The organism is Mesorhizobium sp. USDA 4132, assembly GCF_056279545.1.
Map to the genome: position 1 here is coordinate 4,471,519 of NZ_JBWCCP010000001.1, position 13,595 is coordinate 4,485,113.

Genomic DNA, 13,595 nt, shown 5'->3' on the forward strand with positions numbered 1-13,595 from the left:
ATACGCCATCTACGCAATGGTCCCTGCAGTCTGTCCGATCCGGAATGCAAACGGTCGATCAGCTAAGAGGAGCGCGCGCTCGGGGAAAGGGTGATCCAGAACGGACCCAACAATATATGGCGGAGAGGGTGGGATTCGAACCCACGGTGCCCTTGCAGGCACGCCGCATTTCGAGTGCGGTGCTTTCGACCACTCAGCCACCTCTCCGCTTAAGACGTGATGACGCGTTGGTCAGCGCGGGCGTTCTCATAGCGGGCAAACATGGGGCTGGCAAGGGGCGAATATCAAGTCTTTATATCCTTTCGTCTTGACAGTTTTTTGCCGCTCGCGTATGTCCGCTCGCGATCAGGCGTGGAAAAGTATCCATGCCTCTTTGTTTGTGTGGAGGTTGTTGGAACAGCCACACGAATTCCACCGGCAGCAAGTTCCAGAAGATCGTCTCTTTCGAAACCCTGCTAGAGCCCGACTGATAAAAAGACGGCCGCCTTTTATGAAGGCAGAGCCGGAACGAACATGAAAGGATAAAAAATGTTCGCAGTCATCAAGACCGGCGGTAAACAGTACCGCGTGGCAGCCAACGACGTGCTCACCATCGAAAAGCTGGAAGCCGAAGCTGGTTCTGTCGTAGAATTCAACGAAATCCTGGTTGTCGGCGTTGGCGCCGATGCCAAGTTCGGCGCTCCCTTTGTTACGGGTGCGACGGTCAAGGCCGAAGTGGTCGAGCATAATCGCGGCAAGAAGGTCCTTTCCTTCAAGAAGCGTCGCCGTCAGAATTCCAAGCGGATTCGCGGCCATCGCCAGCATCACACGGTCGTCCGCATCACGGACATCTTGGCTTAACAACGGGTTTCGAAGGGTAAAGGAGAACTCCAATGGCACATAAAAAAGCTGGCGGTTCGTCGCGCAACGGTCGCGATTCGAATTCCAAGCGCCTTGGCGTGAAGAAGTTCGGCGGCGAAGACCGTCATTCCGGGCAACATTATCGTGCGCCAGCGCGGTACGCAGTGGCATCCGGGCCAGAACGTCGGCCTCGGTAAGGACCACACCATTTTTGCGCTTACCGCCGGCAACGTGAATTACCGAACCAAGGCCAATGGTCGCGTGTTCGTGTCCGTAATGCCGAAAGCCGAAGCAGCAGAATAAAGCCGGTAAGCGTTTTAAGCAGCCGGTGTCACATCGACCCGGCTGAACGCCCAAAGGTTCAGTCAGAAAAAGGGAAGATGGGACACCACCATCTTCCCTTTTTCTTTTCCCCAACAGGAGGACTGAACATGCAAGGCGAACTACTGAGGGCGAGCCAATCCCGGCCGCCAGAGGAACGGTTAAGGCCCGACCGGCCGAGAAGCGATTGCCCCGTCTTACTGTCGCAGAGATTAGTTCTGCGCACGCCCCACGAAGAAGACATCGACGCACTTGCCCATCTCGCCAACAATGCGAATATCGCGACCATGGTGTCGCGTATGCCGCATCCCTATACGGCTAAAGACGCAGCCGATTTCGTGCGACGCACGAAGGCCGGCGAGATTGGCAAATGCGTCTACGCCATCACGCGAGGAGACAACGGCGCCTTTCTCGGTTGCTGCGCGCTCGAACCGCAACAGGACGAAAGAACGCTCGAACTCGGCTATTGGCTGGGCGAACCCTATTGGAACAGGGGTTATGCCACGGAAGCCGCCCATGCCCTGATCGACATGGCCTTCCGCACCCGCAACAACATCGACCATATCGATGCCCGCTGCCGGGTGACCAACATCGCCTCCCGGCGGGTGATCCAGAAATGCGGTTTCCAGTTCCAGGGCACCGGCATGATCGATTGCCTGGCGCTCGGCGGCATGGTCGCCGTCGAGTGGTTCCGGCTCGACCGCAAGACCTGGATGTCCTTGAGAAGCTGGGGAGAACTGCGATGAACGCCGCCGTCCTCCAGAAGACCAGCACGACCGTCACGATGCCGGGCCCTTGCCCGGTCATCACCACCGAAAGGCTGGTGCTTCGCCCGCACAAGATCACCGATGCGACGGCGATTGCCGAATCGCTCGGCGATTTCAAGGTGGCCCGCATGCTGGCGCGGGTGCCGCAGCCCTATGACCGTCAGGACGCGCTGGATTGGTTGGTTCCGAACGCGTCGGGCATCCTGCCGGACTGGACGCTGGCGATCACCACCGGCGACGACGCCCATATCGGCGTCGTCAGCCTGGAATTGAGGCGGGGCCGGTGGCATCTCGGCTACTGGCTGAACCGGCTTTACTGGGACCGGGGTTATATGACGGAAGCGGCGGCCGGGACGCTGGAGCGTTTCTTCCGGCGTATGCCGGAGGCGCAGGTGTTTTCCGGCGCCTTTGCGGACAACCTTGCTTCGCTGAACGTCCAGAAGAAGCTCGGTTTCACCATCGTCGATGCGAGCCAGCTCTTCAGTCTGTCCCGCAACAGGATGGCGCCGCATATCGAGACCATGCTGCTGCCTGAGGATTTCCGGCGGCCGGCCCGACCGTGACGCTCCCATAACAAAGGCCCGGCGGAGGAAACTCCGCCGGATCATTCACTCGACCTCGACCCAGAGCGGAAAGTGGTCTGAACCAGGCGCCTCGTTATCGACCCAGGCGTTTTTCAGCCGCGGCACCAGCCCGGCATTCACGAAGCAATGATCGAGATGCATCTTCATCGGCCCGTCGCCCGGCGGCTTCGCCCAGGTATAGCTCTCCGGCGTCAACGATCCGGAGCGGTCCAGCACGTCGACGGGTTCGTTGGCGCGCAGGATGCGGCCGTAATAACGGTCCCGCTGACCGGCCATGGCGATATACTCGGTCGATTCCGGCTCCATGTTGAAATCCCCCATCAGCAGGAAATCCTCCGGCAGTGGCAGATCGGGGAAACCATCTTCGCCGCCGCCGGTGAGCGAACCGCCCTCGGAGACGAAGTTCAGCACCCGCTCCTTGAGATAACGGATCTGGCCGAGCCGTTCATCGGGAGAGACATGATCGAGGTGGACGGAATAAACCCGGAGCGGTCCGCCGGGTGCGACGATCACCGCTTCCAGCGCTCCGCGCTGCAGGTTGAGCATCTCCACGGTGCGGCTGCGGGGCAGCAGAAGATGACGGGTGGAAAGGATCGGCCAGCGCGACAGGATCATGTTGCCGAACTGAAAACGGCGCTCGATGCGGCGGCCGTTCTCGATAGATACGTCGAGCAGCAGGTCGCAAGGTGCGCCATAGACATGGAAATGGTCCGGAAACAGATCCGAGAAACGGGCGACGAGATCGACATGGCCATTCCTGGGGAAACCGCGGGTCACTTCCTGAAGCGCGATTACATCCGCTCCCTCGATACTCGCGGCGATGCGTTCGGGATCGAACACACCATCCATGCCGATCCCGTATTGAATGTTATAGCTGACGAACTTCATGATATTCTTTGACCTCCGCCCCAACCGACGATATCGAAACCCCTATCGACATGCACTGAGCGCCCGACCTGAAGCGACAGGCATCCCGACTAACACAAGACTGACGGCAACAAGATGAAATTTCTCGACGAGGCAAAAGTCTATATCCGCTCCGGCGACGGCGGCGCGGGCGCGGTCTCGTTCCGGCGGGAAAAGTTCGTCGAGTTCGGCGGACCTGACGGTGGTGATGGCGGGCGCGGCGGCGATGTCTGGGTGGAGGCCGTCAACGGCCTCAACACCCTGATCGATTTCCGCTTCCAGCAGCATTTCAAGGGCCAGACCGGCACCCACGGCATGGGCCGCAACCGTACCGGCGCCAATGGCGGCGAGGTGACGTTGAAAGTGCCCGTCGGCACCCAGATCTTCGAGGAAGACAACGAGACGCTGATCATCGACCTGACCCGCGAAGGCCAGAGGTTCCGGCTCGCCAAAGGCGGCAATGGCGGCTTCGGCAACACCCATTTCAAGAGCGCGACTAACCAGGCGCCGAACTGGGCCAATCCCGGTCTTGAGGGTGAGGAAAAAACCATCTGGCTGCGGCTGAAGCTGATCGCCGATGCCGGCCTCGTCGGAATGCCGAATGCCGGCAAGTCGACCTTCCTTGCCAGCGTCACCCGCGCGCGCCCGAAGATCGCCAACTACCCGTTCACGACGCTGCATCCCAATCTCGGCGTCGCCACCATCGACGCCCGGGAATTTATTCTGGCCGATATCCCGGGCCTGATCGAAGGCGCCCATGAGGGTGTCGGCATCGGCGACCGGTTCCTCGGCCATGTCGAACGCACCCGCGTGCTCCTGCATCTGGTCTCCTCCGTCGAGGAAAAGGTCGGCAAGGCCTACAAGACCGTCAAACACGAACTCGAGGCGTATGGCGGTGGCCTGATCGACAAGCCGGTCATCGTGGCGCTGTCGCAGATCGACGTGCTCGACGACAAGGAACTGAAGAAAAAGGCGAAGGAACTGGAAAAGGCCTGCGGCCAGACACCGTTCCTGATCTCAGCCGTCACCGGCAAGGGGATGACCGAGGTGCTGCGCGCGCTGCGCGACGTCATCGTCGAGGCGAGCGGCGTCAACGACACCGCACTGCCCGATCGCTCGACCCCCATCCAGGATTTCGATGAGGATGAGGATGCATGACGGCTACCCGTAAACCGCTCGCCAGTCATCGCCGCATCGTCATCAAGATCGGCTCGGCTCTGCTCGTCGACCGCAAGACGGGCCTGAAATCGCACTGGCTCGACGCCATCTGCGCCGATATCGCCGCGCTGAAGGCAAGAGGTATCGATGTTCTCGTCGTCTCTTCGGGCGCGATCGCCATGGGCCGCACCGTACTTGACCTGCCCTCGGGCGCGCTGAAGCTCGAAGAGAGCCAGGCGGCGGCGGCGGTCGGCCAGATCGCGCTTGCCCGCGCCTGGTCGGAAAGCCTGTCGCGCGATGGCATCGTGGCCGGCCAGATCCTGCTGACGCTGGGCGACACGGAGGAGCGTCGCCGTTACCTCAACGCCCGTGCCACCATCAACCAGCTTTTGAAGATCGGCGCCGTGCCGATCATCAACGAGAACGATACGGTCGCCACGACCGAAATCCGCTACGGCGACAACGACCGCCTCGCTGCTCGCGTCGCCACCATGACCAGCGCCGATCTGCTCGTGCTGCTGTCCGACATCGACGGCCTTTATACTGCCCCGCCGCATCTCGATCCCGACGCGAAATTCCTGGAAACCGTCCCGGCGATCACGCCGGAGATCGAGGCCATGGCCGGCGGCGCTGCATCCGAATTGTCGCGCGGCGGCATGCGCACCAAGATCGATGCCGGTAAAATCGCCACCGGCGCCGGCTGCGCCATGATCATCGCATCCGGCAAGACGGAACATCCGCTGCGCGCCATCGAGCAAGGCGCCCGCTCCTCCTGGTTCGCCCCCTCCGGGACCCCCGTGACTGCGCGGAAAACCTGGATCGCGGGCCAGCTTCAGCCGGCCGGCGAACTCTTTGTCGACGAGGGCGCCGAAACCGCGCTCGGCACCGGCAAGAGCCTTCTGCCGGCCGGCGTGCGCCGCATCGACGGCCAGTTCCATCGCGGCGACACCGTCGCGATCATTGGCGTCGACGGTCGCGAGATCGCCCGAGGCCTTGTGAGCTATGACGCAGAAGAGGCCCGCCAGATCACCGGCCGCAAGTCCGGCGAGATCGAGGCGATCCTCGGTTATGCCGGCCGCGCCGCCATGGTCCATCGCGACGATCTGGTGATGACCGGGCCGGCGAAACGTAAAGACAAAAAAGAAGATCGCAAGGAGGATGCCGCCCATGCTTGATATGGTTGCGAAGACCGGCGACGTCGCCGCTGTGATGGACCAGATCGGCCGCAATGCAAAGGCTGCGGCACGCCAGCTTGCGACGGCTTCGACCGACGCGAAGAACAAGGCGCTCCACGCCATGGCGGACGCGATCCTTGCCGCCAAGGACAGGATCCTTGCCGCCAATGCCGCCGACCTGAAAGGCGTCGAAGGCAAGGACCTGCTGCCGTCCTTCATCGACCGGCTGACGCTCACCGAAAAATCGATTGCCGGCATGGCGCAGGCGCTTCGCGAGATCGCCGAGTTCAAGGATCCGGTTGGCGAAATCATCGCCGCCTGGGATCGTCCGAACGGCCTTCATATCGAGCGCGTCCGCACGCCGCTCGGTGTCATCGGCGTGATCTATGAAAGCCGCCCGAACGTCACCGCCGATGCCGGCGCGCTCTGCCTCAAGGCCGGCAATGCCGTGATCTTGCGGGGCGGTTCCGATTCGGCCCAGTCGTCGGAGGCGATCCACGATTGCCTCGTCGCGGGCCTGAAGGCAGCTGGCCTTCCGGAACACGCGATCCAGATCGTCCCGACTACCGACCGCGCCGCCGTCGGCGCTATGCTGTCGGGCCTGAACGGCGCGATTGACGTGATCGTGCCGCGCGGCGGCAAGAGCCTCGTCGCCCGCGTCCAGAACGAGGCGCGTGTGCCGGTCTTCGCCCATCTCGAAGGCCTCTGCCATATCTATGTGGATGCCTCCGCGGACCTGGAGATGGCGAAAAAGATCGTCGTCAACGCCAAGATGCGCCGCACCGGCGTCTGCGGCGCGGCCGAGACGCTGCTGATCGACAGTGCCGGGATCGGCACGCATCTGATGCCTATCCTCGAAGCGCTGACGGAAGCCGGCTGCGAAATCCGCGGCTCGGCCACCGTTCTCAAGGTCTTTCCGGGCTTCAAGCCTGCAACGGAGGAAGACTGGCGCACCGAATATCTCGACGCGGTGATCTCGGTCGCGATCGTCGACGGTATTTCCGGCGCCATCCGCCACATCAACACCTATTCCTCGAACCATACGGAGGCGGTGATCGCCGAGGATCCTGAGGTCGTCTCCCGTTTCTTCAACGAACTCGATTCGGCCATCCTGCTGCACAATGCCTCCACCCAGTTCGCCGATGGCGGCGAGTTCGGCATGGGTGGCGAGATCGGCATTTCGACCGGCAAGATGCATGCGCGCGGCCCTGTTGGCGTCGAGCAATTGACCTCGTTCAAATACCGGGTGCACGGCACCGGCCAGATCCGGCCCTGACCGCGCGTGACGGAAGAGACGATCGATCGCCGATATCTGGTCATGCCGCATGCCGAACGCGGCATGGCCGTCGGCCTGTTCGGCGGCTCGTTCAATCCGCCGCACGAGGGCCATCTCCTGGTCGCCGAGATCGCGCTTCGCCGGCTCGGCCTCGACCAGCTCTGGTGGATGGTGACCCCCGGCAACCCGCTGAAAAGCCGCTCCGAACTTGCTTCGCTCGGCGACCGGCTGGCGATGAGCGAAAAGCTGATCGACGACCCCCGCATCAAGATCACAGCCTTCGAAAAGACGCTCGGCGGCTCCTATACCGCCGATACGCTTTCCTTCGTGAAGGCCAAGAACCCGCTCGTGCACTTCGTCTGGGTAATGGGCGCCGACAGCCTGAAGACCTTTCACTTGTGGCAGAAGTGGCAGTCGATCGCCTCGACCTTCCCGATTGCCGTCATCGACCGTCCCGGGGCGACATTGTCGTTCCTGTCATCGAAAATGGCCCGCACCTTCGATTATGCCCGGGTGGACGAGGATGACGCGGGTACGCTCTGGAAGAGGCGCGCGCCGGCCTGGACCTTCATCCACGGTCCGCGTTCGGCACTGAGCTCCACGGCGATCCGCGCTGCAAACGATCGGAAATCGGACTGACATCGGCCAAGCCGTTGCGACCAAAGGGGTCTATATCTTTCTATCACCTTTTCGGGCGCTCTCTTGAAAGATTAAGAATTCGATGCCACCTTAAACACAGCGGCCGAGCGTGAATCGGATTCGCTTCAAGTGCCTGTTGCTGTTACCCGGATGAAAGGACAAACCCTGACAACAGTACATGCCAAGGGCAGAACGGCCTCCGTTCTCCCGCAGAGCCTGGAACGTGGCGCCGATGCCGCCGCCCGTGCTCTCGAACTGGTCCTCGCAAGTCTCGAGGACTCCAAAGCTGAAGACATCGTCACCATCAACATTGCTGGAAAATCAGCGCTCGGGGACTACATGGTCGTTGTCTCCGGACGATCGAACCGGCATGTCATGGCCATCAGCGATCACCTGATTTCCGACCTGAAGGACGAGGGGCTTGGCAACGCCCGCGTCGAAGGGCAGGAGACCGGCGACTGGGTGCTCATTGACACCGGTGACATCATCGTCCACGTGTTCCGGCCTGAAATCCGCGCGTTCTACAACATCGAAAAGATGTGGGCGACGCCGGATATCGAGGAAGGCACGCTGCTGCACTGACGGGTTCGGGCATGTTCTGAACCGGTCGGACTGAGGTCGAAATCACGCGGCTGGGTGCCAACTCGCCGCAGGGTGAAATTTTCGGCCGCAAAATCAACGGATGAGGACATGCGAATAAGCCTTTTCGCCGTGGGACGGCTGAAGACCGGACCAGAGAAGGAGCTTGCGTCCCGATATCTCGACCGCTTCGCCAAGACTGGCCCGGCGGTGGGTCTCGAATTGTCGAAACTGATCGAGATCCAGGAAAGCCGGGCGGCGAATGCCGATACCCGCAAGCGCGAGGAAGCCGGTGCGCTCGAAAAGGCACTTCCCGAAGGCGCGGTTCTCATTCTTCTTGACGAACGCGGCAAGGCGCTCGACAGCGAGGCTTTCGCCGGTGTGATAGGCCGATATCGCGACGGCGGCAAACGCGACCTGATGCTGGCGATCGGCGGTGCCGACGGGTTGGATCCGCAACTCCGCGACCGAGCCGACATGGTGCTCAACCTCGGCTCGATGACCTGGCCGCATCAGCTAGTGCGCATTCTGATTACCGAACAGCTTTACCGCGCGGTCACTATTCTTTCGGGCCACCCCTATCACAGAGCTTAAAAGATCGTTTACCTTCAAACACGATGTTGTTTCTGGCCTCGTCGGGCAAATCAGCTTAGGCTTTCTCGATCCGGCGATGAGCGGAGCGGGAATGCGGACAATCAGGATCACATCGTACCGGCGCGCGCTGCTTCTGGCGGCGGCTCTCGGTTTTGCGCTGGTCCCGCCCTTCCAGATCTCCAATACCGCGCGCGCCCAGAGCGCAACATCCCCAATGGCGCCCCAGGCCGCCCCTCCGGCAGCAGTCGATCCGACAGCCGATCTGCAGCGCCGACGCAACGAAACCCGCGGCGAGCTTGAAGTTCTGACCAAGAGCATGAAGATTTCGGGCGACCGTGCTGCCGCCATTGAAAAAAACATCGCCGATATCAGGAAGAACACCGCCGATGTCCGCCAGGCGCTGATCGATTCGGCGGCACGCCGCAGAGGTCTGGAAACCAAGATCCTCGACAGCGAAAAGAAGATCACCGAACTGAAGCTCAAGGAGGACGGTATCCGCACCTCCCTGCGTGGTCGCCGCGCGGTGCTGGCCGAGGTGCTCGCAGCCCTGCAACGCATGGGCCGCAACCCTCCTCCGGCACTTCTGGTGACGCCCGACGATGCACTCGCCTCGGTTCGAAGCGCGATCCTGCTCGGCGCCGTCGTTCCCGGCATGCGCCACGAGGCGGACAAGCTCGTTGCCGACCTTCAGTCGCTGGCCTCCCTACAGGCTTCGGCTATGACCGAGAAGACGACCGTTTCCAGCACCATCGCCGCGAGCCTCGAAGAGGACCGGCGCATGGATCTTCTGCTTGCCGAAAACGAAAAGTTGAACAAGCGCAACGCGGCCGATCTCGACGCCGAGCGCCGCCGCTCCGAGGAGCTTGCCGGCCGCGCTACCACGCTTGAAAACCTCATTCAGACGTTCGAAGGCGACATCGCCTCGGTGCGCGAGGCAATCGACCGGACGCGCGCCGAGGAAGAGCGCCAGCGCATGATGTCCGACGCCGAGCGTGAAAAGGCAAAGCAGCTGGCCCAAAGCGGCGTGCCCGACAAAAACCGCATTGCGCCCGCATACGCGTTTTCAAGCCTCAAGCAGAAGCTGGAGCTTCCGGTTGCCGGAGATGTATTGCGGTGGTTCGGCGACGCCGATGGGACGGGGCACACGGCAAGAGGCATAACTGTCGCTTCGAATGCGGGGGCAGTGGTGACGGCGCCGGCTGACGGCCTGGTGGTCTTCGCCGGAGCCTTCCGGAGTTACGGCCAAATGATCATCCTCAATGCCGGAGACGGATACCATCTGGTTCTGACCGGCATGGATGTAGTGAATGCGCGGCAGGGCAAGTTCGTTTTCGCAGGCGAACCCATCGCCGTGATGGGTGAGAAAAGAGTGGCAAGCGCAACTGCATTGGCGCTGGAAACAGATCGTCCAACGCTTTACATTGAATTCCGAAAAGATGGCACACCGGTCGATTCCAAACCGTGGTGGACCTCGAAAGAAACTGGAAGGGCACGAAATGATTCGTAGGGCTTCTCTTGTCATCGTCGGTGCACTCTTGGGTGCGACCGCGATGAGCGTGATTTATTCGGCCGGTGTGCCGGCGCAGGCCGCCGGCCCTTCGACCTACAGGGAATTGTCGATCTTCGGCGACGTCTTCGAGCGGGTCCGCGCCCAGTACGTGACGCCGCCGGATGAAGAAAAGCTGGTCGAGAACGCCATCAATGGCATGCTGACCTCGCTCGATCCCCATTCGAGCTTCATGAATGCCAAGGATGCCGAAGACATGCGCACGCAGACGCGTGGCGAGTTCGGCGGCCTCGGCATCGAGGTCACGATGGAAAACGAACTCGTCAAGGTCATCGCGCCGATCGACGACACGCCCGCCTCCAAGGCCGGCATTCTGGCAGGCGACCTGATCTCCGAGATCGACGGCGCACCGGTGCGCGGTCTGAAGCTCGAAGACGCCGTCGAAAAGATGCGCGGCGGCATCAACACCCCCATCAAGCTGACCATCATCCGCCAGGGCGCCGATAAGCCGCTCGACATCACCGTGGTACGCGACATCATTGCGGTCCGCGCCGTGAAGTCCCGCGTCGAAGGCGGCGATGTCGGTTATGTCCGCGTCATCTCCTTCACCGAGAAGACCTATGACGACCTCGAAAAGGCGATCAAGAAGATCAAGGCGGATGTCCCGGCCGACAAGCTGAAGGGTTACGTGCTCGACCTGCGCCTCAACCCGGGCGGTCTGCTCGACCAGGCGATCAATGTTTCGGACGCCTTCCTGGAACGGGGCGAAGTGGTTTCCACCCGCGGCCGCAATGCCGAAGAAACCCGCCGCTTCAACGCCGGACCGGGCGATCTGACCGATGGCAAGCCGGTCATCGTGCTCGTCAACGGCGGTTCGGCTTCCGCTTCGGAAATCGTCGCCGGCGCGCTCCAGGATCTGCGTCGTGCGACGGTTCTCGGCACGCGCTCCTTCGGCAAGGGTTCGGTTCAGACGATCATCCCGCTCGGCGATGCCGGCGCGCTGCGTCTGACGACCGCGCTCTATTACACGCCGTCGGGCAAGTCGATCCAGGGCACCGGCATCCAGCCGGATATCAAGGTCGATCAGCCGCTGCCACCGGAACTGCAGGGTAAAATCAGGGCTGAAGGCGAATCCAGCCTACGCGGCCACATCCAGGGTTCTGCCGAGACCGACGAAGGTTCCGGTTCCGCAGCCTATGTGCCGCCGGAAGCCAAGGACGATATCCAGCTCAACTATGCGCTCGACCTCTTCCGCGGCGTGAAGAAGGATCCGTCCTTCCCGCCGAGCCCGGATAAGGCCGCCGCCGCCACGATCAAGAAGTAAAGACATCATCGGGCCGGCCAGCGTGACGCGTCGAAAAGACGCCGCGCTGGCCGGTTCTTCGTATCTGCAGGAAAAGCGCGGACTAGACCTTGGGCACCGATCTCCATGCACCGCTCGGACAGAACCGGCCGGCCGCTCGACGACGGAGCCGAAAGTTTTCCTTCGCAATCGTTTTTGCCGCTTTCGCGGTTGCCGGCATCCTGGGACTTTCGCTCTACGCCATGCGCGGCGATGATGCGCTGAAGCAGGTTGCTTCCAACGTTCCACCCGCCTCCAAGCCCGAACAGACCCAGCCTCCTTCGAAACCCGACCAGAACGCGGCGCAGCAATCTGCCGGCATGCCTCGATCGGATCCCAATTCCGGCGCTAATATCGAGCGGACGCTCACCGATGATGGGTCGGTCGTGACCAAATATACGCCCCGCTCACGCGATGGCAGCGGGCCGGTGATGATCGGCACCCAGCGGATCGGCCAGGATCCCCGCATGGCTGCCCAACCCAATGATGCGCTTCTGGAGAATTCTCCCCATGGCCGGCTGCCGATTGTCGGTCCCGGCGGGCAGCGTCCGATGGACCAGTACGCGCGCCCCTGGTCCGGCGCGCGCGGCACCCGCATCGCAATCGTCGTCGGCGGTCTTGGCCTTAGCCAGACAGGCACCCAGCGGGCGATCCGCGACCTGCCGCCCACGGTGACGCTCGCCTTTGCCGTCAGCGGCAACAGCCTGCAGCGCTGGATGCAGGATGCCCGCCGTGCTGGTCACGAAATCCTGATCCAGGTGCCATTTGAACCGTTCGATTATCCGGCAAACGATCCGGGCCCCGGCACTTTGCTGACCAAGATGTCCCCCAAGGATAATCTCGGCCGCCTCCATCAGGCCATGGGTGAGATCACCAACTATACCGGCGTCATGAACTATCTCGGCGGCCGCTATCTCTCGGATGCCGGCGCGCTGGAACCGGTGCTGCGCGATATTTCAAAACGCGGGCTGCTTTTCCTCGATGACGGGACATCGGCGCAGTCGAAGACTGCGGTCGTTGCCAAGGCGATCGAACTGCCCCATGCCTTCGGCGATCTGACCCTTGATGGACAATTGCAGAAGGACGCGATCCTCAAGAAACTCGATGAACTGGAGCGCATCGCCGGCCGCAAGGGAACGGCAATCGGCATCGCCTCGGCTTTCGACGAAAGCATCGATGCGATAAGGCAATGGAGCGAGGAAGTCTCGCAGCGCGGGATCGAGATTGTCGGCGTCTCGTCGCTTGCAAGCGAAAGCGTCGAACCGTGATCGATCGGAGTTATCCATGAGCAAGAAAGACAAACGCTCGGTCGTCGCCGAGGAACTTCCCTATCGCCCCTGCGTCGGCATCATGGTTCTGAACCGCGCCGGCCTTGTCTGGGCCGGCCGGCGCATCAGCGAAGGCAATAGCGAGTATGATGGCTCCCCGCAGCTCTGGCAGATGCCGCAGGGCGGCATAGACAAGGGCGAGGACCCGCTTCCCGCCGCCTATCGCGAGCTTTACGAGGAGACGGGGATGCGCTCCGTCACCTTGCTTGCCGAGGCGCAGGATTGGATCAATTACGATCTGCCCGCGCATCTGATCGGCATCGGGCTGAAGGGAAAATATCGCGGCCAGACCCAGCGTTGGTTTGCCTTCCGCTTCGATGGCGACGAGAGCGAGATCGCCATCAACCCGCCGCCGGGCGGACACGCGCCGGAATTCGATGCCTGGGAATGGAAGCCGATGGCGGAACTGCCCAGCCTGATCGTGCCCTTCAAGCGCGCGGTCTACGACCAGGTCGTCGCGGAGTTTACGCATCTGGCCGAAGCGGCAGCCGAACGGCTCTGACTAACCAGGGCCGGCGCTCCTTTCATGCTTCCATAGTCAACGTTCCCATCGACCGAAATAAAAAGACCCGGCGAAGC

Annotated in this window: 14 protein-coding genes, 1 tRNA gene and 1 pseudogene; 14 read left to right on the top strand and 2 right to left on the bottom strand. The window is 61.9% G+C overall.

Annotated features, from left to right (window positions below):
- Nucleotides 1–117: 117 nt before the first annotated feature.
- Nucleotides 118–207: transfer RNA gene (locus ACZ9IU_RS22155), tRNA-Ser, on the bottom strand.
- 321 nt (nt 208–528) lie between these two features.
- On the opposite strand from ACZ9IU_RS22155, the gene rplU reads away from it, so the two are divergent.
- The 4 genes and pseudogenes from rplU to ACZ9IU_RS22175 all read left to right on the top strand — a co-directional run bounded on the left by rplU (nt 529) and on the right by ACZ9IU_RS22175 (nt 2,491).
- The gene (gene rplU, locus ACZ9IU_RS22160; protein WP_038547207.1) at nt 529–840 is read left to right on the top strand and encodes a 50S ribosomal protein L21; all 312 of its coding nucleotides are present in this window, start codon (nt 529–531) and stop codon (nt 838–840) included.
- Nucleotides 841–872: 32 nt separating this feature from the next.
- Nucleotides 873–1,143: pseudogene (gene rpmA / locus ACZ9IU_RS22165) on the top strand (50S ribosomal protein L27).
- A gap of 128 nt (nt 1,144–1,271) precedes the next feature.
- Entirely contained in the window at nt 1,272–1,907 is a 636-nt protein-coding gene (locus ACZ9IU_RS22170; protein ID WP_038547209.1) for a GNAT family N-acetyltransferase, read from the top strand.
- Nucleotides 1,904–2,491: a GNAT family N-acetyltransferase gene (locus ACZ9IU_RS22175; protein WP_038547212.1), complete on the top strand. Its 588-nt coding sequence runs from the start codon at nt 1,904–1,906 to the stop codon at nt 2,489–2,491. Before ACZ9IU_RS22170 ends, ACZ9IU_RS22175 begins: the two co-directional genes overlap by 4 nt.
- A 45-nt stretch (nt 2,492–2,536) precedes the next feature.
- On the opposite strand, the gene ACZ9IU_RS22180 is transcribed toward ACZ9IU_RS22175, so the two are convergent.
- Nucleotides 2,537–3,400: an endonuclease/exonuclease/phosphatase family protein gene (locus tag ACZ9IU_RS22180; protein ID WP_038547215.1), complete on the bottom strand. Its 864-nt coding sequence runs from the start codon at nt 3,398–3,400 to the stop codon at nt 2,537–2,539.
- Between the two features lie 114 nt (nt 3,401–3,514).
- Between ACZ9IU_RS22180 and obgE the strand changes: the two genes are divergently transcribed.
- From obgE to ACZ9IU_RS22230, 10 genes are all read left to right on the top strand, one after another.
- Nucleotides 3,515–4,576 (top strand): GTPase ObgE, encoded by a 1,062-nt coding sequence (gene obgE, locus ACZ9IU_RS22185; protein ID WP_038547218.1) that lies wholly within the window; start codon nt 3,515–3,517, stop codon nt 4,574–4,576.
- Entirely contained in the window at nt 4,573–5,751 is a 1,179-nt protein-coding gene (gene proB / locus ACZ9IU_RS22190; protein WP_038547222.1) for a glutamate 5-kinase, read from the top strand. Before obgE ends, proB begins: the two co-directional genes overlap by 4 nt.
- Nucleotides 5,744–7,027, top strand: a complete 1,284-nt coding sequence (locus ACZ9IU_RS22195) for a glutamate-5-semialdehyde dehydrogenase (RefSeq protein ID WP_038547226.1) — start codon at nt 5,744–5,746, stop codon at nt 7,025–7,027. Before proB ends, ACZ9IU_RS22195 begins: the two co-directional genes overlap by 8 nt.
- A gap of 42 nt (nt 7,028–7,069) precedes the next feature.
- Nucleotides 7,070–7,666 (top strand): nicotinate-nucleotide adenylyltransferase, encoded by a 597-nt coding sequence (locus ACZ9IU_RS22200; protein ID WP_244447539.1) that lies wholly within the window; start codon nt 7,070–7,072, stop codon nt 7,664–7,666.
- 150 nt (nt 7,667–7,816) lie between these two features.
- Nucleotides 7,817–8,248, top strand: a complete 432-nt coding sequence (gene rsfS / locus ACZ9IU_RS22205) for a ribosome silencing factor (protein ID WP_037086221.1) — start codon at nt 7,817–7,819, stop codon at nt 8,246–8,248.
- Nucleotides 8,249–8,356: 108 nt separating this feature from the next.
- Nucleotides 8,357–8,839 (top strand): 23S rRNA (pseudouridine(1915)-N(3))-methyltransferase RlmH, encoded by a 483-nt coding sequence (gene rlmH / locus ACZ9IU_RS22210; RefSeq protein WP_038547232.1) that lies wholly within the window; start codon nt 8,357–8,359, stop codon nt 8,837–8,839.
- 91 nt (nt 8,840–8,930) lie between these two features.
- The gene (locus ACZ9IU_RS22215; RefSeq protein ID WP_051899898.1) at nt 8,931–10,346 is read left to right on the top strand and encodes a murein hydrolase activator EnvC family protein; all 1,416 of its coding nucleotides are present in this window, start codon (nt 8,931–8,933) and stop codon (nt 10,344–10,346) included.
- A complete protein-coding gene (locus ACZ9IU_RS22220; protein ID WP_038547237.1) occupies nt 10,336–11,670 on the top strand; it encodes a S41 family peptidase in 1,335 nt (444 codons plus the stop codon). The genes ACZ9IU_RS22215 and ACZ9IU_RS22220 overlap by 11 nt, the downstream gene beginning before the upstream one ends.
- An 89-nt stretch (nt 11,671–11,759) precedes the next feature.
- Nucleotides 11,760–12,956 (top strand): divergent polysaccharide deacetylase family protein, encoded by a 1,197-nt coding sequence (locus ACZ9IU_RS22225; protein ID WP_038547240.1) that lies wholly within the window; start codon nt 11,760–11,762, stop codon nt 12,954–12,956.
- Nucleotides 12,957–12,972: 16 nt separating this feature from the next.
- Nucleotides 12,973–13,518 carry an RNA pyrophosphohydrolase gene (locus ACZ9IU_RS22230; protein WP_038547244.1) on the top strand — a complete coding sequence of 182 codons (546 nt, stop codon included), beginning with the start codon at nt 12,973–12,975 and terminating at the stop codon, nt 13,516–13,518.
- The last annotated feature ends 77 nt before the right edge of the window (nt 13,519–13,595 follow it).